Consider the following 22,334-nt stretch of genomic DNA (forward strand, 5'->3'; position numbering starts at 1 on the left):
TTTATCACAGAAAATGGAGGAAGGTTAAAAAAATTAGCACTGTTGCTAAAAACAGTGCTGTAGCAGTTTCGCTGGCTTAGTGATTGGCTTAGATTTGTGATTCAGCTAATTTTAAATCTAACGTCGCTTTAAGTAACTTAAATAAAAGAATAGCAGCATCAATCTCCTCTTTACGATTAGTTAAACTTTCAATATTCAAACCAAATGGAATATCGAGAGGTAAGCACGCTTGTAAAATCTGTTCAAAATTATTACGGTTAATCATTAATGATTCTTTAAGCGGATTATCCGACGCTAAAATGCGTAACTTAGTCGCTTCTGGAACTGAGATTCCGAGCCATTCGATAAACTCTAATGTTTTAGCACTACCGCAAGGTGAAAAGGTTAACACAATACGCTTAGGCTTAACCCCATCCGCCTTACACTGAGAAGCATATCGCGTTAGCAGATCAATCGTTGCCTGCGCATTATAAACGGCTTGCGAAATAAAAAACTCACAGCCTTTTTCAACTTTATTAGCTAAACGAAGGTGCTCATCGCCTTTACTCACATGGCGCTCCGCAATCGTCACACCACCTAAGTGAAAATCTAAATTATGCTCTTGTAAAACCCCATAAGCATCATTTAGGGAAAGTTTGATTTCACCATCTGCAGATGGACTACCCACCAGCACAATATCGCGTACAGAAAACTGATGCCAAGCGTCACTTAACCAAGCAGAAAAATCAGCGCCGTCACGTTGTGAAACACTTTTATAGGTGATCACAGGCTTATGGCATTTATCGTGTAAGAGCTTTGAATACAAGCGCGAGTCATGGGTATATTTGAAAGGAAAGGGGCGAGGTTTATCAATACGAGAAGTTTCATCTTGAATGTCGTAAACAATCAAACCATCGTAATCTATCTCATCTAAACGATTCAACAATTTATCGGCAATACCTGACACCAACTCAATATCTGTATCTTGCTTGGGTGGCGTAGTGCCAATAAAATATACGCCCTGCTTAGGATCGCTCGATTTGCTTTTTAAGATAGAGTCAGCCATACATATTTCCTAGAAAAAAGAGAACCTAAATTGTCGCATACAACCCTATTGCCATACAAGGTAGAAAGCTTTAGCGATAACGTTAAAAAGTAATAAGCGTTAGTTTTCAATCAACATTTCACGTTATACTAAGCCATTATGAGTTAACAGTTAACAGTGCTAAAACTATGCGACAGCCAAGATTTTACGACCCACAACCATTATGTATCAACCAAACCGTTATCCTCGGTGATGATGCGACGCAACATATTCGTGTATTGCGACTTAAAGTCGATACCACAATCACGCTTTTTAACGGTCAAGGTGGTGAGTTTCATGCCACACTCATCGACGTACAAAAGCGAAGTTGTAATGTGCATATCGATAGCTTTCATGAAACAAATAATGAAAGTCCGTTACACCTGCATTTAGGGCAGGTAATTTCACGTGGCGATCGCATGGAGTTTGTCATTCAAAAAGCGGTTGAGCTGGGCGTCAATGAAATAACACCATTAATCAGTGAACGTTGTGGCGTGAAAGTTAATCAAGAGCGAATGGCTAAAAAACAGCAACAATGGCAAAAAATAGCCATTGCGGCTTGTGAGCAATCAGGGCGTAATATTGTGCCCGTTATCCATGAAACACAGCAACTTGTTGATTGGTGCTCAAACAGCAGTGATGCTGTTAAATTGACACTTCACCCACGCGCAAAATATTCAATCAATACGTTACCCGATAAACTGCAAAACATTGCATTGTTAATTGGCCCTGAAGGTGGCTTTAGCGATCAAGAGATACAATTGACAGAAACGCTTAACTTTACAGAAACACTGCTCGGTCCACGTATTTTACGTACTGAAACGGCAGCACTAACCGCTATTACTGCATTACAATGTCGCTTTGGCGATCTAGCTTAAGGATTTAAAATGACTATAAAAATCGGGATCGTGATGGATCCAATCAAAGATGTAAAAATTCATAAAGATTCAAGTTTTGCGATGCTCCTTGAAGCGCAATCGCGTGGCTGGGAGCTTTATTATATGGAGATGAAAGACCTCTATTTAGACGATGGACGCAGTTTTGCAACGACTCAGAAACTGACCGTACAACGCGATGCAGACAATTTTTATCAACTTGAAGCAGCGGTTGACCATCCTCTTGCTGATTTGGATGCGGTTTTAATGCGTAAAGATCCCCCCTTTGATACCGAATACGTTTATGCAACCTATATGCTAGAGCGTGCTGAAGATGAAGGGTGTTTAATCGTTAATAAACCACAAAGCCTGCGTGATGCCAATGAAAAGCTCTTTACTGCATGGTTTAGCGAGTTTACCCCGACAACTTTAGTGACACGCAGTAGTGCAAAAATTCGTGCATTCCATGAAAAACATAAAGACGTGATCTTAAAGCCACTTGATGGCATGGGTGGCGCATCAATTTTCCGTATAAAAGAGAAAGACGCAAACCTCGGTGTAATCATTGAAACATTAACAGAGCATGAAAGCCGATACTGCATGGCACAAGCTTTTATCCCAGACATTAAAGATGGTGATAAACGTATCTTAATCGTTGATGGTGAGCCGATGCCCTACTCTTTAGCCCGTATTCCAGCTAAGGGTGAAACACGTGGTAACTTAGCAGCCGGTGGTCGTGGTGTTGCGCAACCTCTTTCTGAGTCAGATTGGCATATTGCCAATACTATTGGACCCGTGTTAAAAGAAAAAGGTCTTATTTTTGTAGGACTTGATGTCATTGGCGATAAAGTCACTGAAATTAACGTCACTAGCCCAACCTGTATACAAGAGATAGATAACGCTTACGGTACAAACATTGCAGGTAAATTAATGGATGCAATTGAAAAACGCGTTCGATAATTCACAATAAGTTGCCATACTTATTATGTATGGCAACCCCAAGGAGATTCACATGACTGATAATAAAAATAATAGCAGTGACTCTAAACAAGATTCTCATGATGCACATGACACCTATGAAATTGATGATATCTGCGTTGATAGCGATAAGACAGAGGTCATTAACACTTTAAAGAATCATTTCTTAATTGCGATGCCGGCACTGACTGACCCCTACTTTAAAAAGTCAGTCGTTTATCTCTGTGAGCATGATGCAGAGGGTGCAATGGGATTTATTATTAACTTCCCAGTCAAACTCACAGTGCAAGAATTACTGAAAAATGTAGAAACGATCAAACATCAACCAGAGCCACCGCTTACAAATCCGGTGTTTTTAGGTGGTCCACTGGAACTAGAGCGTGGCTTTGTATTACACAGTCCACTGGATGATAATTCACAAAGTACCGCGCTCAATGATCAACTATTAATGTCTAACTCCAATATAGTGTTATCTACTCTTGGTACCGAAAATGAACCACAAAAGTACATGGTGACCTTAGGTTATGCAAGCTGGAGCGCTGGGCAGCTTGAACAAGAGATGAATGATAATCATTGGCTCACCATTGAGAGTGAAAATGAGATCATCTTTAATACGCCCGTCGAAAAACGCTGGAGTGAATCTTTACAGCGCTTAGGCATTACTCCCGAGCAATTAACCACCTCAAGTGGCCATGCTTAACAGCAGGTATAATAATTACTATGACTATATCCCAAGCCCCAAAAGCATTACTTGGATTTGATTTTGGCACCAAAAGTATTGGTGTCGCAACGGGCCAAATGATAACTGCAACCGCACAACCTATTCATGCAATTAAAGCTAATGATGGTATCCCTAATTGGGAAACTGTCGAAAAAGTGATTAAAGAGTGGCAACCCGATCTGGTGGTGGTTGGCTTACCACTTAATATGGATGGGACAGAGCAAGCAATCACGCAACGCGCTAAAAAATTTGCTAACCGTCTTAATGGCCGATTTGGCGTCACGATCGCTTTACAGGATGAGCGCCTAACAACGGCCAGTGCTAAAGAGTTTATTTTTGAGCGCGGTGGTTTTAAAGCATTAGACAAGGGCAAAGTAGACAGCGTCTCCGCTGCCTTAATATTAGAAAGCTGGATGGAAAGTTATTACGATCAGGCTTGATGTTGATTAATTCGTTCAGCTAGGCTTTTATACTCCTCGCTAATATTATCGCCAAACAGTGGATCATCATAATGATTATGTTGCCACTGTTGTTCAAGATTAAGCCAATCATCTGCTGATAAACTGTTTTTAATATCAGGTAAAATTTGTGATTCTTCGTACATAAGGTGGACGGCTTGCATTTCAACAAACTCCGATAATTTTTCAATCAACTGATCTTTAGGCACAATAGCATCCAATAACACCATTTCAACTAACTCATCTAGCGCAATAGTCACCTCTTTTATTTTCTTATGCTCTCGCGCTAAACGATTAGCAACTTCATCTGGTACAACACGATATTTCAGATAATAGGCATAAATCAGATCTTCCATCGGATGATGGTATTTATCAGCGTAGTTTCGTAAATAATTGATCATCGCTTTTACTAAACGGAAATCAACTTTTTCATCATTCTCTAATAGGTTAATTTTTTTACGTAAAATTCTTAGTAACTGATTAATATTGCGATGATCATTATGAATAGTTTCTAGCATATTAGATTCTCATGATTAGAATAGATGCCCAGTATAATGACTCCAAAATAAAAAAACTCTGGGCTAAATCAAACTTACCAATTGATCTTATTTTCACCTTTATTGAGTAATATCTCATTAACCGATTTAAAATGATCACAGCCTAAAAAGCCACGATAAGCTGATAATGGTGATGGGTGTGTTGATTTCAATACATGATGTTTAGTTGTATCAATCAAACGCCCTTTCTTGTGTGCATAACTTCCCCACAGTAAAAAAATAATATTCGATTGTGTTTCGCTAATCTGTTTAATGACATTATCAGTAAAGGTTTCCCAGCCCTGATTGGCATGGCTCCCGGCATTACTTTTTTCAACGCTTAATACTGCATTTAATAATAATACTCCCTGCTCAGCCCAATGGGTTAAATTTCCTGATTCAGGGGGCACAAAACCATCAACACTAGATGCTAACTCTTTATATATATTGCGTAGTGAAGGGGGAATTTTTACTCCATCCGGTACTGAAAAGCTTAAACCATGCGCTTGACCTTCTCCGTGATAGGGATCTTGTCCTAAAATTACAACTTTAATTTTTTCTAACGGTGTTAGTTTTAATGCATTGAAATACAAAGCTTCGCTTGGGTATATCTTTTTCCCCTGTTTTTTTTCATTTTCTAAGAAAATAGTCAGCGCTTGATAATAAGATTTATTCTGCTCTAAGTTAATAAACATTTCCCAGTTCATTTTTGTTCCTTACTTTTAGTTTATTGACAAATATAACACATAAGCAATTGTTAAATAATAACTTTACATTAACAAATAATTAACATTACACTATGATGTATTATTACATCGCGCAAAATTGACCTAAAACAAAGCCTTATTTAGCAAAAGATCCTATTATAAAAATAACATTGATACTGGACAATAAAGCGCCAATTAATCCATACAAAAAATATGTGATTATTGATTTACATCAAGCAAAGTTGGCCATATAATCACTGTAGATTTATTAAACGCAGTTTGTAATTTTTGTTTAAATGTTACTAAACTGTAATTTTATTACATACATTGGACTAATAAAGGAGCACAACATGGCTTTTGGTATTCAAATTACGAAATCTGACAATGCATCTCTTCTTAACTCATTTTGGTTATTAGATGAAGCAAATGCTCAAGCGCGTTGTTTATGTGTTAAAGATAATGCATTTGAAGAAGATCAAGTGATTGCAATTGCAGACCTTGGCAACATCGAATATAAAGAAGTTGCAGTGCAAGCACCAGCAGCACAGGAAGGTGGTCAGCATTTAAATGTGAATGTACTACGTCGTGAAACACTTCAAGACGCAATCGATCACCCAGAGAAATACCCACAGTTAACTATTCGTGTATCTGGTTACGCAGTTCGTTTTAACTCTTTAACTAAAGAGCAAAAAGCTGACGTAATGGCACGTACATTTACTGAATCTCTATAAATTACTAAAGCTAGCAACGTGGAGTACACGTTGATCTTTTTCAAAACGCCCAGTTAGCTAATAACTGGGCGTTTTTTATTTTAAGGATATTTATAAATATCAGACTCTTAGTTGTCTCCGTAGCAACAATGATTTACTGTGAAATATCACATCAAGCCTCATAAATATACGGAGAAGGATTATGGCCGAAAATAGCTATACGCCAGAGCACGATAAAGCGCAGCAAATAAAGCTAGATCATTGCTTAAGCAAACAGCAACAACATTTCAAATTACAACCTTATCCGAGTTTAACTGATCGCTTAGACGACTTAAAAAAATTAAAGGGCGCCCTGCTCCGTTATCAAACTCCTCTTTTACAGGCGATGAGTGATGACTTTGGTCACCGTAGTTACCATGATAGTAAGATGGGTGATCTTTTACCCACCATTACGGGCATAAACTACACACTCAAGCGATTAAAAAAATGGATGAAACCAAATAAACGCCATGTAGGTACTTTATTCCAACCAGGTCAAGCATTTGTCAGTTATCAACCAATAGGTGTAATTGGCATCATTGCGCCATGGAACTACCCACTTTTTTTAGCGCTTGGCCCACTCACGACTGCATTAGCGACGGGCAATAGAGCAATGATTAAAATGTCTGAGTTCACGCCACGTACCAATCAAATCGTTAAACAGATGCTAGCGAGTATTTTCAGTGAAGTTCAAGTCGCCCTATTTACTGGCGGAGTCGCCGTCGCAGAGCATTTTTCAAAGCAGCCCTTTGACCACCTTATATTTACCGGTTCAACGGCAGTGGGGAAAAAGGTAATGCAAGCAGCATCAGCTAATTTAACCCCAGTTACGCTAGAATTAGGTGGCAAGTCACCAACGATTATTGCTGATGATATTTCACTTGATGATGCAGTCAGTCGATTTATATTTGGTAAAACAGTTAATGCAGGGCAAACCTGCGTTGCTCCCGATTATATTTTATGTCCCGCTGAAAAAGTTGAAGCATTGCAAAAGACGATTGCCAAACAATTTAATCGTATGTATCCAACGATAGCAAACAATGATGATTATACTGCGATCATTAATTCGCAACAATTAGCGCGTTTAACGGGACTCATCGAGGATGCACGTGATAAAGGCGCGACAGTGATCCACATAGGCGATGATGCTCTGAAAGACTGTGTGGCAAAGGGTAAGTTAACACTCACTTTAATAACGCAAGTGAATGCCGATATGGCTGTTATGCAAGATGAAATATTCGGACCTATTTTACCGATTGTCAGTTATGACCACATCGACAACGCTATCCAATATATTAATGAGCGCCCAACTCCCCTCGCACTTTACCTATGTAGCCACGACAAACTACTACAGCAAAAAGTATTGCAAAATACCCAATCCGGTGGCGTTTGCCTCAATGATGCCACCGTACACGTAGCACAAGATGATCTTCCTTTTGGCGGAGTTGGTCAGTCTGGTATGGGGCGTTATCATGGCCATGAAGGTTTTATCACCTTTTCTAATGCTAAAAGTGTTTTTAAAAAAGGTAAAATAAACACAACAAAATCTGCCTTTCCACCGACGGGTAAATTAATCCACAAATTAATTTACAGGCTGTTTATTCGTTAATCGATAAACAGTCACGTTTTATTAATCGCTTACTGACAATACTTTTCTAGATAAGTAGTCAGTTGTAAAATTGCAGATCTTTTTCCCCTTAACTATCGTATTGTTTAGTTCGTAAACCGATTAGGGGAAACATATCAATTTTAAACATTTTAGCGAAGATGCTATAAAGCAGATGCCCGAACGTTTTCGAGCACACTTTATAAACAGTTTATCTGGCTTTAAAAGCGCCAATTTAATTGCCACGCAGGACAAGGATGGTAATACTAACCTCGCTATCATAAGTTCAGTTGTGCACCTCGGTACAAACCCTGCGTTAGTGGGCTTTGTGATGCGCCCAGATAATAATGCGCGCCATACTCTCAATAATATTATCGCAACCAAAAGTTACACCATTAATCAAGTATCGCAACCCTTCTATCAACAGGCACATCAAACTTCTGCACGATATGGTAAATACGAAAGTGAATTCTCACACTGCAACTTATCAACCAATTACATTGATAATATTGAAGCCCCTTTTGTTGAGCAGAGCCAATTAAAATACGCAGTGAACTTAAAGCAAATAATTCCTATTGAATTAAACAACACACAATTCATTATTGGTCAAATAGAGCATGTTATTTGTGCTGATGAGGCCATACAAGATGATGGCTATATTGATATTGAGTCATTACAAACCGTAAGCGTTTCCGGCATCGATAGTTACCACAAAAATCAACGTTTAAATCGATTAAGTTACGCTAAAAAGGGGGTAGAAAATAAACCCTTACTAGTAAATGGAGCCACTTATATTGGAGGAAAAAGCGATGAAAGCAACAATTAAAAGCTGGCAATGGCTTGGGTATCTAGGATTATTACCCTTTGTGGGTTGCTTATGGCTATTTAAGTTATTTGAGCAAAACACAATTAGCAACATGCTATTTAATCCCCAACAAGCATTTCAGTTTTATAGTGTTATTATCCTGACTTTTCTCGCTGGCACCCTGTGGCGTAAAGATCCTAATACGACTTATTCGGCTACCCAGATAACCAGTAATCTATTTTGCTTATATGCCTACATATGGCTATTTATGCCACTTTATTATTCGCTGATATTCTTACCTGTAGGCTATTTAAGCTTACTTATTGCAGAGTATATGCTCAATAAAAATAGAGAAATGCTGTGGTTTACTCCCTACTTTACCATGCGTTTAACATTAACCTTTGTGGTGCTCATCTTACATGCGGTAGCATTTCTGGCATGGTTTTAATGGATAACGCTGCTTAAGGAGCAAAAGATGAAAAATGATAAACTGACCATATTTTACGATGGTAAATGTCCATTATGTAGCCTAGAGATGCAAAAACTTAAACGGGCAGACAAGTACAATCGAATCATTTTAGAAGATATTCATCAACCAGAGTTTCGCACCCGATTTCCAGAAATTAGCGTCACTAAAGCACTACAAATTTTACATGGTTTATACCAAGGCAAACAGTTACTTGCTTTAGATGTTACTCATCGAGCATGGTCACTGGTCGGAAAAGGGGTCTGGGTTGCCCCACTACAGTTTCCTGTGATTAAACAGGTTTCACACCAAGCTTATTTATTACTGGCAAATTATCGCTATCCTATTTCTCAATTTATCTCACAGCGCTTTTCAATCGGTACTAAGCGTTGCTCAACAGGAACTTGTTATGGAAATCCAAACAACACTGATCATCGGCGCTAATAGCGGAATTGCAAAGGCGTTAGCACGTAAAATGACGACTCATGACAACCAAAAAATAGTGCTAGTTAGTCGTAACCTCGACTATTACCAACAAACAATGTTTGCCAGTAGCCAACAAATTTTGATTGAGAATTATGATGAAGAATCGATTAAAAGTGCATTACAACAACTTCATAAAATACAACACGCACCGATAACACAAGTATTTATTTGCCTTGGCGTACTGCACACAGCGACCATAAAGCCAGAAAAAGCACTATCTCAATTTTCAGCAAAGAGCATGATGTCAGTCATGAATAGTAATGCCTTGACGCCACTGATATGGTTACAACACCTTATTCCACAAGTTGCATCTAAACAGGCTGTAAAAATAACTTTTTTTAGTGCTCGTGTTGGCAGTATTCGAGACAATAAACTTGGAGGCTGGTATAGCTATCGCGCCTCTAAAGCTGCGCTTAATATGTTACTAAAATCAGCATCTATTGAGTTGGGCAGAAGCAATAAAAACATTAAACTTATCTCTTTTCACCCAGGTACAACAGACACACCACTTTCTCAGCCTTTTCAGAAAAATGTGCCTGCAGAAAAACTATTCAGTACTGATTTTGTGGCTGAGCAACTTTTACAATTAGTTGAAAAAATTGAAGTAGATGGTCAACTTAGCTTTATTGATTGGCAGGGCAAAGAGATACCTTGGTGATACAAGATTAGATTGTTCAAAAAAATTACCTTTAGAAAGTATGATTTACACCTGCTTTTTAAAGGTGTAAAAACTTAACCTGATAGACATCTAAACTAAAGACCTTTTCACATTTAGGTGCAATTAAAAAGCCAATTTCAGTGATATTCTCAGCCTTCAAAGCAGGTGCGTCGGTAATTATTTTTCCTCTTAGCGAAGCGCTAAAATCAGCTAATTTAAATAGCAACTGTTGCCGTTTTCCTACAATAGTTTGAAAATCTATTTTATAAACCGATTGAGGGTCTAATAAAGTGTTGCTTACAACAGTTCGCATCCTCAGTTGGTAACTATTTCCATCTCCGTCAATGTCGATAGCCACCGCATTCAATTGTTTATCTAATGGGGGTAACTTTCTATAACTGCTTGTAAAGCCGCCATTATTTTCTATTTTTACACGTCCGAAAAAACATATACTTTGTGCTTTTTGAACAGTATTTCCGGTTGATAGTCCTCCCATCACACTATCGTTAATAATGCGCCAAGACTGCATATCTGATTGATCAAAAATAAAATCTCGGTAAATTTTATTCATGCTTATCGATGCTCTGACTAGGCTTTAAATTAAACTGCTTAAGAATCGCACTATGCTTTTCAGCTAAAGCGCCCTGTTTTACAGGTGGAATACGTCTTTGATCAACTTCGTAATTACTTTTCTTAAACTCATCTGAAAAGTGTGCAGATAATTCATGCTTCCGGGTCTGCTGTGAAAGATCTGCGATATCTACAATATCAATGGCAGGATCGAACCGGTGGAAACCTCGATAACTAAAATGTTTATCTACGTGTGCATCACTTAATCGAATAAATTCATCCATTAATGCACGACTAAGCGCATTAACCGAAAGATCTGATACTTGAAGGTATAAACGTACACCTGCTAACTCATCAAGACTACTTTGCTCACTTTGTATTACATCAATATCCACTAGCCATAAACCATTAGCGCGTTGCTCAAGACAGTGCAAAAACAGCTGACAGTTATCATAATCAATCGCTTTTAATACGCGCTTAACATGTTCAGCTTCATCTACCTGTAGCGCAGTATCAGGTAAATTTTGTTTTTCTTTGTAATACTCAGCCATTAGCGGAAGATCAATGTGCGTATTAAATGGTGTGGTAATACTGTCATTCATTGACAGCTTAAATAACTCTCGAACTTCATGTTCACGGGATTTTTTGATCGCCAAAAACACAGTCTGAATGACCTCTGAAGTAGATAACTCCGGTTCAACGCGCCATTTTCGGCCAAATAATAACTTTAATTTATTGAGATCTGCTCCCTTATGATAATTATCATGACCAACGACACCAACTTGCAAGTAAATATCTTCACCGCTATTTGCGACAAAAACCACATATCTCGGGTCATACTCTATGTCACAGATTAATGACTCAACACTGTCTAAGGTATGATGATAGGTTAAGTAATGTTGTGGAATGCAGTATTGACCATTATTCAATTGCACTAAAGGTGCTTTTGGCATCACCTTTTCACCTAACCGTAATGGAACTTCTTTGGTCATTTGTGTTTCCTTTAGCTACTGATATAAGCAGTTATACGCAACACAATCCAAATTAGTTCACTCTAGCCAGATTATTGATGATAATTAATCTGCTTTATACCTATCTAGCCTAAGTTCGGGATAAGAAAAATGAGACAATATCGCTATTTAGGCGGGTTGCTGTTTTAATTACGCAAAACTAACGGCACCGTATATTAAAAATCACATTGTTAATGGCATCAGCTTTTAAAGGTGATTTGGAAATACTCAAGCTGTTATTAACTTATGGTGGTGATATAAAGCTAAAAAACAATAGCAATATGACCCTGCGTGATTGGGCATTAATGCTCAAAAGAGATGAAGTGCTTAAACATATAGAGAACCTTTACGGTAAAACAGAAGCCCCTCTCCACGCATCAAAAACCTATTGCGCTTTACACGACTTGGGTTGTAGCTAATGAGAACTAAATTTAGTCATGCGACATAGTGTTTAAAAGTAATGATTAAGCATCGTATAGTAAGTTATCTTTTATGAAAGATGAAAGTTGCTCCTTATCATTGCTGTATATTATCCTGCTTAATAAGATAATTTTAATACCAATTCCATTAAGTATGTGATCTAAATTTAACGCAGGGAAAATGGCTTAACTCAAGGCGTAAGTTGATGTAAATGGTTGTTCCCTTTGCGAAACTTACAACGTGGAAATAAGTTATTTTAACCAGTTAAATAGATCAGCTTTTACTGGAATTGGTATAAGTTTCCTCGTGCAAACAATTGGATAAATGTTTATGTCAGATACTTCATCAAACTCAATACAGCTATATTATGTTTATGACCCGATGTGCAGTTGGTGCTGGGGTTATAGGCCAACCTGGCTAGCACTAAAAAAAGCACTACAAACAGAGTTCCCAAACATTCAGATTCAATATCGTGTAGGCGGTTTAGCGCCTGACTCTGAGCATGAAATGCCACAAGATATGCAACACTTTCTGCAGCAAACTTGGCATAAGATAGCAGCACAACTCGGCACAACATTTAACTTCGACTTCTGGCAACAATGTACTCCAAGGCGTTCAACCTATCCCGCTTGCCGTGCTTGCTTAATTGCCAGAAAATCAGGCCATGAAGAGCAGATGATTTTAGCGATTCAACACGCCTATTACCTTCAAGCTCAAAACCCTTCCGACAGTGACACGCTGATGGCACTTGCCGCTAAGCTCGGTTTAAATCAGCACGACTTTAGTCAAGCATTACACGCCCCTTTGATTGAGCAACAACTACAAACAGAAATAGAATCCGTGCGCCAACTACCGATTCAAGGGTTTCCTTCGTTAGTATTAACGGTGAATGGCCAACATCATGCGATTTCCATCGATTATCATCACTGGCAAAATAGTTTTAATGAAATAGTGGCTTTATACCATTAATCGAATTAAGTATGTGCTCTAAATTTACGCAGAAAAAGTGACTTAACCCAAGGCAAATATTAACGTAGCACATTGTTTTTTTTGATAAAGATTAAGGAAAGAGGTAAGTTGCTTTAATCGCTAAAATAGATCAGCTATTCATCTCGTTTGCTATTAGTTGAGCCACCAAGTTAAGTTTATAAAAAAAGGGGCATTGCAAACTCGCAATGCCCCTTTTAAAAGCCACTAATCAATTAAGCGGTCAGCGTTTGCCCCTCAACATACTGTAAAGAAGCGCGTAATGCCTTTTCACGTGATGAAAAGTTATTACTATGATGAATTAACTCTAGCACGTGACACTTCTCTAATTGTTGGCTAGTTTGCTGATGTGGGCAGACTAACAACACTTCACAATTGGCATCTAAGGCATCTTTTACTGCATTCTCAAGCGCAAGTCCAACAGTGACATCTATCATTGGCACATCAGTTAAATCTAAAATCATCACTTGATAATCAGCAATACTCGTATGTTGACGCGAGATAGCTTTGGAGACACTAAAGATCATCGGCCCAGATAGATAGAAAAATAACACCTGGCCATTAGTTTTATCCAAGATAACACGTTCATTTTTACTTAATGGCACATCATTTTCATCGGCATCACTGATCGCTTTAACCTTACGCGCTTGTTCACGACTCAGCTGCTCAATGATAATAATGTTAGAGATAAATACCCCTAAACCAACCGCTACAATTAAATCAACAAAAACAGTTAAGAACATTACCCCGTACATCACCGCCATACCCTGCAAGCTGACTTTGTGAGCGCGTTGGATAAAACTCCAATCTAATATGTTAAAACCAACATACACCGCAATACCTGCTAATACCGCCATTGGAATCGGCTCAGTTAAGCCTCCAGCAACCAATACCACTAATGCTAAAACCAATGCACGTACGATACCTGAAACGGGTGAACGCGCGCCTACTTGAATATTGGTCACGGTTCCCATTGTTGCTCCTGCACCTGGTAATGCACCAAATAGTCCCGAAAGCATATTAGCAATACCTTGACCACGTAACTCTTTATCAGAATCATGTTCTTTACGTGTTAATGAATCGCCAATAACAGCAGTCAACAGGGTATCAATACAGCCAAGAGTTCCCAAAACAAGCGCATCAACGACCATAGTAGTAAACATTTCAGCATTAAAATGAGGAATAACTAACGAAGGTAAACCAGCAGGAATTTCACCAATTCGGCGAATACTATCAGTATCAAATAGGAACACTGATAATAACGTCACCGCGACTAATGCAACCAATTGCGCTGGCACATATTTACGGAATTTGTTAGGGAAGAAAAAGAGCACAGCTAAAGTCAAAAGCCCCAATATGAGCTCACTGAACTTAATATTAGCAAACAGCTCCGGAATCGAGGTAAGAGTACCAATAACCCCGCCAGCTGGTGCTGCATGCCCTAATAGGGGCGACAGCTGTAAGATAATAAGGATGACACCAATACCAGACATAAACCCAGAAATAACACTATAGGGCATCAGTGTGACATATTTACCCAGCTTGAGCGTCCCTAACAATATTTGGAACGCACCAGCCATCATCACGACAGTAAAAGACATCGCCATACCCGTTTCAGGATATTTTGCCATCATACCAGTCAACACTGCAGTCATAATCACCGTCATCGGCCCGGTTGGCTCAGAGATTAACGTATTTGAGCCACCAAATAGCGCAGCAAAAAAGCCCACCATAATAGCGCCCCAAAGCCCTGCCTCAGCACCAGCTCCGGAGGCAACGCCAAATGCAAGGGCCAACGGTAAAGAGATGATTGCCGTAGTAACACCACCAAACAGATCACCCTTTAGATTAATATTTTCAAAACGATTTCCAAACAAGAGTTAATCCTCCACAGTCCGTGTAACAACAGATAATAGCTATCTAATTAAGTTTACTTATCTAAATTTTATTCGGGAAAATCAAGCAAATTGCTGTCTTTGAGAAATGGAGTTGTTTATACCAAACTAAGTAAATAGCTGAATTATTTTACTGGTTAAAATAACTTATCTCTTCGTTGAAATTTTCGCAAAGGGGACAAGCATTTACGTCAAACTTCACCTTGAGTTAAATCATTTTTCCTGAACAAAATTTAGTTCACATACTTAATTCGATTGGTATTACTCTCTCTCAGCATGACAAAGCGATTAATTATAATTTTTCTTTTGAAAAACTTATAACGCAGCAATAAGTTATTTTCGAACAACAAATAGATCTGCTATTTATTCAGAGGAATAAATATAACACTAGGTTCACAAGTGAGTGCCGAAACGAGTATAAACAGAATAGTGTTAATTTACTAAAACTATCTTAACCAATTAATAACGTATCGTTATAAGGCACCTCAATCTTTCCAACTTCTCTTTGTCGTTATCAGCTTATAGCAATAGTCTTTAACCTCAATTCTGGTTAATGGAAGCGTTATAGCGTTTAAAATCATCCTGTTGCTGCTTTTATAATACAGCGCCGTTAGTTTTGTGTAATTCAAGGTAAATTATCGTCGCAATAACGGGTTATTGGTAGATGATTTAACGCCGAAATTCGCGCAAATAGTGGTATTGTATCGATTTGCTTATCCAGAACTGAGGTTATTCGGAAAGGTTTGGGATTATACCAATTCCACTAATATAGTGTTCAAATTTTACGCAGGAAAAAGGAGGTAGCACAAGGCGAAAGTTACAGTAAATATTTGTTCTATTTGTAAAACTTTTAACGCAGAGATAGCTTATTTTAACCAGTAAAAAGGATCGATTATTTAATGGATTTGGTCTTACATAGGAAAATTTAAATTACCAAAGTGTAAGGTGCAGAAGTAAGTTATTTCCCCTTAAAGACTCACAATACAGGTACTGTAAATTTTAACAAAAAAACTGTCTGCCTTTTAATTTTTTTGGTATTAATATGCATGCGGAACAGACTCTACATGCTATAGATATTCCACATAAATAGTCGAAAAAGTAAAAAAATATAATCAATGCAGCCGAAGGTTTAACAGACCAAGTCTGATATTTTTACACGGTTAATGAATCGCTTTTTTCTAGCGGAGATGACATTACAGGGTGAGAGATATAAGAAAATTTACACTTGCAGAAAATAAACACTAAAAATGGCTACAAGTAAATCGCCATTTTTAGTATTCCATTACGCCTGTTTTGGCACCCTCTTCTTACGAATAAGTCCCTCTTGTATAGTTGAAGCGACTAATAATCCATCTCGGGTAAAAAATTGACCGCGCACTAAACCACGACCATCAGAAGCAACAGTGCTTTCAACTGCATATAAAAGCCAATCATCCAAACGAAAATCATGATGAAACCACATTGAATGATCAACCGTTACCACTTGCATACCAGGGGTTAAAAAAGACACCCCATGTGGCTGAAGCGCTGTTGGTAAAAAGTTAAAATCTGAGGCATAAGCTAAAAGATAGCGGTGTATGCGCAAGTCATTTGGCATTTTACCATTCGCTTTAAACCAGACTAAACGTTTAGGAGGCTCTACTTCTGGCTCAACAGGGTGCACAAAAGTTACAGGACGCATTTCTATTGGCTTTTCACATACCAGTTTGTCACGAATATTATCGGGTAACATATCAGTATGAATGAGCGCCATGTCTTGCTCTGAAATCAGTGCTTCTGGATCAGGCGCACTAGGCATACTATCTTGATGTTCAAAGCCTTTTTCACGCGCTTTAAAAGAAGCAGTCATATAGAAAATTGCTTTACCATCTTGAATTGCTTTAATACGTCGTGCTGAAAGGCTTCGTCCATCACGAATACGTTCAACATCATAAACAATAGGTCGGTCTGTTTTACCTGCACGTAAAAAGTAAGAGTGGAAAGAGTGTACTTGATGTCCTTCACACACAGTCTCTTTAGCTGCAGAAATAGCCTGTCCCATCACCTGTCCACCAAAGACAAGGCCTAACCCAAGGTCTTGGCTCTGCCCACGAAATAGATTCTCCTCTAGCTTCTCTAAACTAAGCTGACTGAGTAAATCATTTAATACTTTTCCCATCTTTAGTTCTCCGCAAAAAGAAAAAGGGCGTAAAACGCCCTTAAAATTCATGAAAGCCGTTTATTTATAAACGATTATAGTGCCATTAATAATGCACGCACTTGTGCAAAATCAACCGGCATCTCTTTAGAAAGTAAGTCTAAATCAGCACGTGAAGCTAATGCTTCTGGAATGAAAATATCACGCCCTAAGATCTCTTCAACACTCTCTTTAAATTTGGCAGGGTGAGCAGTACATAGGAACAAGCCTGTTTCGCCCTCTTTAAGCTGCTTTGTTAATTCACTGTATGCAATTGCACCATGCGGTTCACATTCATAACCGAGTTTGTCCATCGCAACTAAGGTTTCTTTCGTTTCCGCATCGCTTAATTTACCGTAACCTAACTCGCTTAACGACCAACCTTTTACTTTAAATAACTCTTCAATACGTGGCCAGTTGTTTGGTGCACTAACGTCCATTGCATTTGACAGCGTCGGAATAGTCGCTTTTGGCGTCCAAGCTTCACCTGCTAGGTAACGTGGCACAGTATCGTTTTCGTTGGTAGCAGCAATAAAACGTTTAATCGGTAAGCCTAATGCTTTTGCTAATAGTCCAGCTGTTAAATCACCAAAGTTACCACTTGGTACTGAAACCACTAACGCTTTACGCTGCGCTTCATCTAACTGAGCAAAGGCTTCAAAGTAGTAACAAATTTGTGCAACAAGGCGACTGATATTAATTGAATTTGCAGAGTTAAGGCCAATCGCTTGTTTAAGCTCTTGGTCGTCAAATGCTTGCTTAACCATCGCCTGACAATCATCAAAGGTACCTTCGATTGCAATGGTTGTAATATTTTTGCCTAACGTACAAAATAGTTTCTCTTGTAGTGGGCTAATTTTACCTTTCGGGTAAAGAATCACGACATCGATGTTTTCCATTTCATAAAAAGCATGTGCAACCGCAGCACCTGTATCGCCAGAGGTTGCCGTTAAAATAGTGATTTTTCCGTTATCTTTAAACGAAGCAAGACATTGCGCCATGAAGCGACCACCAAAGTCTTTAAATGCAAGCGTAGGACCGTGGAAAAGCTCTAGTGCATTGATGTTATCAGTTACTTTCTTAACCGGTGCTTCAAAGGTAAATGCCTGTGAAACAATACTGTTAACTGTTTCTTTACTTAGCTCATCACCAATAAGGTGCGATAAAATTTCTGTTGAACGGTCAACCAAATTCATTTTAAGTAGCGCGTCAATATCAGCAAGTGGAGTGATGGTGTCAGGAAAAAATAACCCCTGTCCACGACCTAGGCCCTGTTTTACGGCCTGTTGAAAATTAACTTGTTCGCTGTTATCTGAGATGTTGTATAAATTCATAGTTCTGTTCCTAACACGCGCGCACCTTGTTCATCAAGGTGGCAAATATGACAAAATCCTTCATCGTTTTGAAGGAAGTTTTCCGTTAACCAATTCTGTAAAGATTGAGCTTGAGTCAAGTCAGTCATCACTGCAAATACAGTAGGACCTGATCCTGAAATACCCATCGCTAAAGCACCACTTTGATCTGCAAACTGACGCGCTTCTTTAAAGCCAGGGATAAGCTGTGAACGATATGGTTCTGCAATCACATCCTTAAGCATTTTTGAAGCAAGTTCAGGTTGATTGCTGTGGCAAGCATGCACAAAAGCGCCTAAACGACGACCGTAAGTTAAGGTTTCACTCAAACGATACTGCGCAGGTAAGATATCACGAGCAGCAGCCGTTGAGATAGTGATTCCCGGATACGCAACCACCCAATACCACTGTTTAAATGAAGGGATTTTTTGACTAATAATGTCGCCTTCATTAATCATCAGTTGCATGCCACCTAAATAACATGGGGCAACATTATCGTAATGTACGCCACCACTGATAATTCCTTCCATCTCACCCATAATAGCCAGCATAACTGTTTCATCTAGCGGGTGCTTATGCAGTGCATTTAATGCCTCTAACGCAGCAACAATGGAGCTTGAGCTTGAGCCTAAACCGCTACCAACAGGTAGGTTTTTTTCAAGAGTAATATCGACGTTTAATAGCTTTGTATCTGTTTTTAATAACGCTTCTTTAAACGCTAAGTAGCAATCATAAACAATGTTCTTTTTGGGATCGGTTGGTAATTTATGCGCAAAACGACCAACACAGTCAAAGCTAAACGCTTCACTGCCTTCGCAAATTTTTACGCGATCACCTAATTGCTGGCCATCGATAGGTGTTAATGCGCCACCTAATACATCAAAACCAACACTGACATTTGCTGTTGAAGCGGGTGCGTAAACGACAAGAGACATATTTAAAACTCCTGTTTCCAATTCAGCGTACGTAGTACATCAGCGAATACGCCAGCAGCTGTTACTTCTGTACCTGCGCCGTAACCACGTAATACTAATGGGATCGGTTGGTAATATTGGCTATAAAACGCTAAGGCATTCTCGCCATCTTTTACTTTATTTAATGGGTCGTCTGCATCAACGGCTTCGATGCTACATTTACATTTACCATCAACGATACTACCGATGTAACGTAACACTTGATTCTTCTCATCCGCTTTTGCTTGTAACTCTTTAAAGTAAGCATCGGCTTCTGGTAAACGTGCCATAAATTCATCAGCAGTGCCTGAGTCATCAAAACCAGGTGGTAATGCCTGTTGAATTTCAACATCATCTAATGAGATTTCCATACCCGCTTCACGTGCAAGAATAAGTAATTTACGCGCTACATCCGTTCCACTTAAATCATCACGCGGATCAGGCTCAGTGAAGCCCATTGCGCGAGCTTCAGCCGTTACTTCAGAGAATGACTTGCCATCATCTAACTTACCGAAGATAAATGATAATGAACCCGATAAAATACCGTTAAATTTAACTAATTGGTCACCCGCATTGAATAGGTTCTGCATGTTTTCAATAACTGGTAGACCGGCACCTACGTTGGTATCGTAAAGGAACTTACGACGTTTCATTAAGGCTGTTAAACGTAACTGATGGTAGTAATCCATGCTACTTGTATTGGCTTTTTTGTTTGCCGTTACTACGTGGAAACCCGCACCTAAAAAGTCAACATAACGGGCTGCGATAGCATCGTTACTTGTACAATCAACAATCACAGGGTTAATGATATGAGAATCATTGACTAAACCTTGCATTTTTGAAAGAGAAAGTGGCTCTGTTGCATCTTTTAACAGATCGCGCCAATTGGTTAGCTCAATGCCTTTTTCATCCATTAGCATCGCGCGACTGTTTGCCACACCACATACGCGAATATTGACGTTACGCTGTGCCAAATACTCTTTTTGACGATGGATTTGATCAACTAATGCACCACCAACACCACCACAGCCAATTAGGAATAGGTCAATGTATTGTGTGCTACTAAAGAAACACTGGTGACACGCGATAACCGCTTCTTGAGATTTTTTATTTGAAACAACCGCAGAAATAGAACGCTCTTCAGAAGAGGTTGCAATCGCTGTTACGTTAATAGACGCTTGGTTTAACGCCATTAAGAAACGTGCTGCAACACCTTTAGTGCTTTTAATGCCATCACCAACTAGCGAGACAATTGCTTGGTCACGGACAACAGTAATTGGCTCGAGTAGTTTATTATCGAACTCTAATGCGAACTCTTCTTCCAAAACGGCAACAGTTTTATCGGTATCAACATCGTGAATACCAAAGCTTAAGCTGTACTCTGAAGAAGATTGACTGATTAAAATCAGAGAAACGCCAGATCGTGAAATAGTGGTAAAGATACGGCCAGCCATACCAACAATACCTTTCATACCTGCACCAGAGATGCTGATCATGGTGATATTTTTAAGGTCTGAAATCCCCTTTACGTATAATTTATCGTCTACTTCACCACCAATTAAAGTACCAGGAGCTTGTGGGTTATTGGTATTTTTAATCAAACATGGAATATGATGCTGAGAGATAGGTGCAATCGTTTTTGGATGCAATACTTTAGCACCGAAATAGGAAAGCTCCATCGCTTCTGCATAACTTAATGAGTCCAATAATTTTGCATCTTTAACTAAACGCGGGTCGCAACTGTAAACACCATCTACATCAGTCCAAATTTCGCAACATTCTGCTTTTAAGCAAGCTGCTAATACTGCTGCAGAGTAATCAGAACCATTACGGCCTAAGACTAGTGTTTCACCTTCTGCATTACCTGCAGTAAAGCCAGGCATCAAGTATATAGCGCCTTTAACAATCTCTTCTGCTTCAAATAATGCACGAGATGCTTCAATATCGATTTGCGCTTCTAAGTAACCGCCTTTTTTCGCCAATAGTTTTTGTTGAGGCACGATCACTTCAACTGTGTGCCCTTTGGCGATTAATAGCTGTTTCATGCAAGCGATACTTAACAACTCACCTTTGCTTAAGATTTGCGCTTCGATACTAGCAGGACATTGCGATAAAAGGCGTACACCTTCTAGCAGGTCGCTTAAATGCTTTAGTTCACGTTCGAAAATGGTTCTTAAAAGATCATCAGCAAGTTCAGAATAGGTGCTTTTAAGGCCTTTAATAAGATCGGCAAAGATACGTTGAATATCAGTCAAATGGGTTTCAGCTGATAATCCGTTACTGGTTTTTTCTACCACGGCAACAAGATTATTAGTGACACCTGCTGGCGCAGATAACACTAAAGCAATTTGAGACTGCTGTTGATTGTTAATAACAATATCAGCAACTTGATTAAAACGTTCGGCATTTGCTAACGATGTGCCGCCAAATTTAAGTACGCGCATTTAAAGAATTCCTGCTCTCTATAATAAAAAACCCGCAAATAGGCGCGGGTTTTAAAAGGTTATTTATCTCATTAATTTAACGATGTATGCAGCTTGTTTATAAAAAACAGCGGCAACAGGACTAAATTGATGAAATAAACGGCTAAATAACATGTTAATTAAACTCAACACAAGTAAAAAAGAGAGGGCATTGTAGCAAAGCTTTTGAGAGTGTTAAACAATTCGCTACTTAATATGCTTATTTTAAAGCATCAAAAGAATCAGGTTGATTCATATCAATGAACAATCTCTAAAACCCAGCGTAACAGACAATCTAGTTGTTATCTTAATGTTAACTATTTATAGTAACCAGCATTAAAATAAGACCATTTAAACGGTAGCTATCACACTTATTTAGCGCACTAGCAAAGCAGATGCGA

General features: G+C 38.8%; 22 protein-coding genes. 12 read left to right on the forward strand and 10 right to left on the reverse strand.

What is annotated here, in order from left to right:
* Nucleotides 1–88 precede the first annotated feature (88 nt).
* Nucleotides 89–1,045 (reverse strand): methylenetetrahydrofolate reductase, encoded by a 957-nt coding sequence (locus CW745_RS04275; RefSeq protein ID WP_101107281.1) that lies wholly within the window; start codon nucleotides 1,043–1,045, stop codon nucleotides 89–91.
* 167 nt (nucleotides 1,046–1,212) lie between these two features.
* On the opposite strand from CW745_RS04275, the gene rsmE reads away from it, so the two are divergent.
* Genes rsmE through ruvX form a run of 4 tightly spaced genes read left to right on the forward strand, consistent with a single transcriptional unit; the run spans nucleotide 1,213 to nucleotide 4,077 of the window.
* Nucleotides 1,213–1,941 (forward strand): 16S rRNA (uracil(1498)-N(3))-methyltransferase, encoded by a 729-nt coding sequence (gene rsmE, locus CW745_RS04280; protein WP_101107282.1) that lies wholly within the window; start codon nucleotides 1,213–1,215, stop codon nucleotides 1,939–1,941.
* A 9-nt stretch (nucleotides 1,942–1,950) separates the two neighbouring features.
* Entirely contained in the window at nucleotides 1,951–2,898 is a 948-nt protein-coding gene (gshB, locus tag CW745_RS04285; protein ID WP_101107283.1) for a glutathione synthase, read from the forward strand.
* Between the two features lie 52 nt (nucleotides 2,899–2,950).
* Nucleotides 2,951–3,616, forward strand: coding sequence for a YqgE/AlgH family protein (locus CW745_RS04290; RefSeq protein WP_101107284.1), 666 nt, complete (start codon nucleotides 2,951–2,953; stop codon nucleotides 3,614–3,616).
* 20 nt (nucleotides 3,617–3,636) lie between these two features.
* Nucleotides 3,637–4,077 carry a Holliday junction resolvase RuvX gene (ruvX, locus tag CW745_RS04295; protein WP_101107285.1) on the forward strand — a complete coding sequence of 147 codons (441 nt, stop codon included), beginning with the start codon at nucleotides 3,637–3,639 and terminating at the stop codon, nucleotides 4,075–4,077.
* Here ruvX and CW745_RS04300 read toward each other — a convergent pair.
* A complete protein-coding gene (locus tag CW745_RS04300) occupies nucleotides 4,068–4,613 on the reverse strand; it encodes a hemerythrin domain-containing protein (RefSeq protein WP_101107286.1) in 546 nt (181 codons plus the stop codon). The genes ruvX and CW745_RS04300 overlap by 10 nt on opposite strands.
* A 74-nt stretch (nucleotides 4,614–4,687) precedes the next feature.
* The gene (gene ung, locus CW745_RS04305; protein WP_101107287.1) at nucleotides 4,688–5,338 is read right to left on the reverse strand and encodes a uracil-DNA glycosylase; all 651 of its coding nucleotides are present in this window, start codon (nucleotides 5,336–5,338) and stop codon (nucleotides 4,688–4,690) included.
* A gap of 350 nt (nucleotides 5,339–5,688) precedes the next feature.
* Between ung and grcA the strand changes: the two genes are divergently transcribed.
* The 6 genes from grcA to CW745_RS04335 all read left to right on the forward strand — a co-directional run bounded on the left by grcA (nucleotide 5,689) and on the right by CW745_RS04335 (nucleotide 10,108).
* The gene (gene grcA, locus CW745_RS04310) at nucleotides 5,689–6,069 is read left to right on the forward strand and encodes an autonomous glycyl radical cofactor GrcA (RefSeq protein ID WP_101107288.1); all 381 of its coding nucleotides are present in this window, start codon (nucleotides 5,689–5,691) and stop codon (nucleotides 6,067–6,069) included.
* Nucleotides 6,070–6,250: 181 nt separating this feature from the next.
* Nucleotides 6,251–7,696 carry a coniferyl aldehyde dehydrogenase gene (locus tag CW745_RS04315; RefSeq protein WP_101107289.1) on the forward strand — a complete coding sequence of 482 codons (1,446 nt, stop codon included), beginning with the start codon at nucleotides 6,251–6,253 and terminating at the stop codon, nucleotides 7,694–7,696.
* Nucleotides 7,697–7,868: 172 nt separating this feature from the next.
* Nucleotides 7,869–8,519, forward strand: coding sequence for a flavin reductase (locus tag CW745_RS04320; RefSeq protein ID WP_101107290.1), 651 nt, complete (start codon nucleotides 7,869–7,871; stop codon nucleotides 8,517–8,519).
* Complete coding sequence (locus CW745_RS04325; protein WP_193755536.1) at nucleotides 8,503–8,946, forward strand: DUF3429 domain-containing protein; 444 nt, start codon at nucleotides 8,503–8,505, stop codon at nucleotides 8,944–8,946. The genes CW745_RS04320 and CW745_RS04325 overlap by 17 nt, the downstream gene beginning before the upstream one ends.
* 27 nt (nucleotides 8,947–8,973) lie before the next feature.
* On the forward strand, nucleotides 8,974–9,408 hold the full coding sequence (locus CW745_RS04330; protein ID WP_101107292.1) for a DUF393 domain-containing protein: 435 nt from the start codon (nucleotides 8,974–8,976) through the stop codon (nucleotides 9,406–9,408).
* Complete coding sequence (locus tag CW745_RS04335) at nucleotides 9,374–10,108, forward strand: SDR family NAD(P)-dependent oxidoreductase (protein ID WP_101107293.1); 735 nt, start codon at nucleotides 9,374–9,376, stop codon at nucleotides 10,106–10,108. The genes CW745_RS04330 and CW745_RS04335 overlap by 35 nt, the downstream gene beginning before the upstream one ends.
* 58 nt (nucleotides 10,109–10,166) lie before the next feature.
* On the opposite strand, the gene CW745_RS04340 is transcribed toward CW745_RS04335, so the two are convergent.
* Nucleotides 10,167–10,679 (reverse strand): CIA30 family protein, encoded by a 513-nt coding sequence (locus tag CW745_RS04340; RefSeq protein WP_101107294.1) that lies wholly within the window; start codon nucleotides 10,677–10,679, stop codon nucleotides 10,167–10,169.
* Nucleotides 10,672–11,670 (reverse strand): hypothetical protein, encoded by a 999-nt coding sequence (locus tag CW745_RS04345; RefSeq protein WP_101107295.1) that lies wholly within the window; start codon nucleotides 11,668–11,670, stop codon nucleotides 10,672–10,674. The genes CW745_RS04340 and CW745_RS04345 overlap by 8 nt, the downstream gene beginning before the upstream one ends.
* 236 nt (nucleotides 11,671–11,906) lie before the next feature.
* Between CW745_RS04345 and CW745_RS04350 the strand changes: the two genes are divergently transcribed.
* Nucleotides 11,907–12,107 (forward strand): hypothetical protein, encoded by a 201-nt coding sequence (locus tag CW745_RS04350; RefSeq protein ID WP_193755537.1) that lies wholly within the window; start codon nucleotides 11,907–11,909, stop codon nucleotides 12,105–12,107.
* Between the two features lie 331 nt (nucleotides 12,108–12,438).
* A complete protein-coding gene (locus CW745_RS04355; RefSeq protein WP_101107297.1) occupies nucleotides 12,439–13,077 on the forward strand; it encodes a DsbA family protein in 639 nt (212 codons plus the stop codon).
* A 233-nt stretch (nucleotides 13,078–13,310) separates the two neighbouring features.
* On the opposite strand, the gene CW745_RS04360 is transcribed toward CW745_RS04355, so the two are convergent.
* The 5 genes from CW745_RS04360 to thrA all read right to left on the reverse strand — a co-directional run bounded on the left by CW745_RS04360 (nucleotide 13,311) and on the right by thrA (nucleotide 21,915).
* On the reverse strand, nucleotides 13,311–14,972 hold the full coding sequence (locus CW745_RS04360) for a SulP family inorganic anion transporter (RefSeq protein WP_101107298.1): 1,662 nt from the start codon (nucleotides 14,970–14,972) through the stop codon (nucleotides 13,311–13,313).
* Nucleotides 14,973–16,272: 1,300 nt separating this feature from the next.
* Entirely contained in the window at nucleotides 16,273–17,148 is an 876-nt protein-coding gene (gene tesB, locus CW745_RS04365) for an acyl-CoA thioesterase II (protein WP_101107299.1), read from the reverse strand.
* 74 nt (nucleotides 17,149–17,222) lie between these two features.
* On the reverse strand, nucleotides 17,223–18,500 hold the full coding sequence (gene thrC / locus CW745_RS04370; protein ID WP_101107300.1) for a threonine synthase: 1,278 nt from the start codon (nucleotides 18,498–18,500) through the stop codon (nucleotides 17,223–17,225).
* On the reverse strand, nucleotides 18,497–19,453 hold the full coding sequence (gene thrB / locus CW745_RS04375) for a homoserine kinase (protein WP_101107301.1): 957 nt from the start codon (nucleotides 19,451–19,453) through the stop codon (nucleotides 18,497–18,499). Before thrB ends, thrC begins: the two co-directional genes overlap by 4 nt.
* A gap of 2 nt (nucleotides 19,454–19,455) precedes the next feature.
* Nucleotides 19,456–21,915 carry a bifunctional aspartate kinase/homoserine dehydrogenase I gene (gene thrA, locus CW745_RS04380; protein ID WP_101107302.1) on the reverse strand — a complete coding sequence of 820 codons (2,460 nt, stop codon included), beginning with the start codon at nucleotides 21,913–21,915 and terminating at the stop codon, nucleotides 19,456–19,458.
* Nucleotides 21,916–22,334 lie beyond the last annotated feature (419 nt).

It is taken from the genome of Psychromonas sp. psych-6C06 (genome assembly GCF_002835465.1).
GTDB lineage: Bacteria > Pseudomonadota > Gammaproteobacteria > Enterobacterales > Psychromonadaceae > Psychromonas.

Bases quoted from the DNA above. Each gene is read 5' to 3' on its own strand.
- CW745_RS04275 (WP_101107281.1), bottom strand. From the start codon at position 1,045: ATGGCTGACTCTATCTTAAAAAGCAAATCGAGCGATCCTAAGCAGGGC.
- rsmE (WP_101107282.1), top strand. From the start codon at position 1,213: ATGCGACAGCCAAGATTTTACGACCCACAACCATTATGTATCAACCAA.
- gshB (WP_101107283.1), top strand. From the start codon at position 1,951: ATGACTATAAAAATCGGGATCGTGATGGATCCAATCAAAGATGTAAAA.
- CW745_RS04290 (WP_101107284.1), top strand. From the start codon at position 2,951: ATGACTGATAATAAAAATAATAGCAGTGACTCTAAACAAGATTCTCAT.
- ruvX (WP_101107285.1), top strand. From the start codon at position 3,637: ATGACTATATCCCAAGCCCCAAAAGCATTACTTGGATTTGATTTTGGC.
- CW745_RS04300 (WP_101107286.1), bottom strand. From the start codon at position 4,613: ATGCTAGAAACTATTCATAATGATCATCGCAATATTAATCAGTTACTA.
- ung (WP_101107287.1), bottom strand. From the start codon at position 5,338: ATGAACTGGGAAATGTTTATTAACTTAGAGCAGAATAAATCTTATTAT.
- grcA (WP_101107288.1), top strand. From the start codon at position 5,689: ATGGCTTTTGGTATTCAAATTACGAAATCTGACAATGCATCTCTTCTT.
- CW745_RS04315 (WP_101107289.1), top strand. From the start codon at position 6,251: ATGGCCGAAAATAGCTATACGCCAGAGCACGATAAAGCGCAGCAAATA.
- CW745_RS04320 (WP_101107290.1), top strand. From the start codon at position 7,869: ATGCCCGAACGTTTTCGAGCACACTTTATAAACAGTTTATCTGGCTTT.
- CW745_RS04325 (WP_193755536.1), top strand. From the start codon at position 8,503: ATGAAAGCAACAATTAAAAGCTGGCAATGGCTTGGGTATCTAGGATTA.
- CW745_RS04330 (WP_101107292.1), top strand. From the start codon at position 8,974: ATGAAAAATGATAAACTGACCATATTTTACGATGGTAAATGTCCATTA.
- CW745_RS04335 (WP_101107293.1), top strand. From the start codon at position 9,374: ATGGAAATCCAAACAACACTGATCATCGGCGCTAATAGCGGAATTGCA.
- CW745_RS04340 (WP_101107294.1), bottom strand. From the start codon at position 10,679: ATGAATAAAATTTACCGAGATTTTATTTTTGATCAATCAGATATGCAG.
- CW745_RS04345 (WP_101107295.1), bottom strand. From the start codon at position 11,670: ATGACCAAAGAAGTTCCATTACGGTTAGGTGAAAAGGTGATGCCAAAA.
- CW745_RS04355 (WP_101107297.1), top strand. From the start codon at position 12,439: ATGTCAGATACTTCATCAAACTCAATACAGCTATATTATGTTTATGAC.
- tesB (WP_101107299.1), bottom strand. From the start codon at position 17,148: ATGGGAAAAGTATTAAATGATTTACTCAGTCAGCTTAGTTTAGAGAAG.
- thrC (WP_101107300.1), bottom strand. From the start codon at position 18,500: ATGAATTTATACAACATCTCAGATAACAGCGAACAAGTTAATTTTCAA.
- thrB (WP_101107301.1), bottom strand. From the start codon at position 19,453: ATGTCTCTTGTCGTTTACGCACCCGCTTCAACAGCAAATGTCAGTGTT.
- thrA (WP_101107302.1), bottom strand. From the start codon at position 21,915: ATGCGCGTACTTAAATTTGGCGGCACATCGTTAGCAAATGCCGAACGT.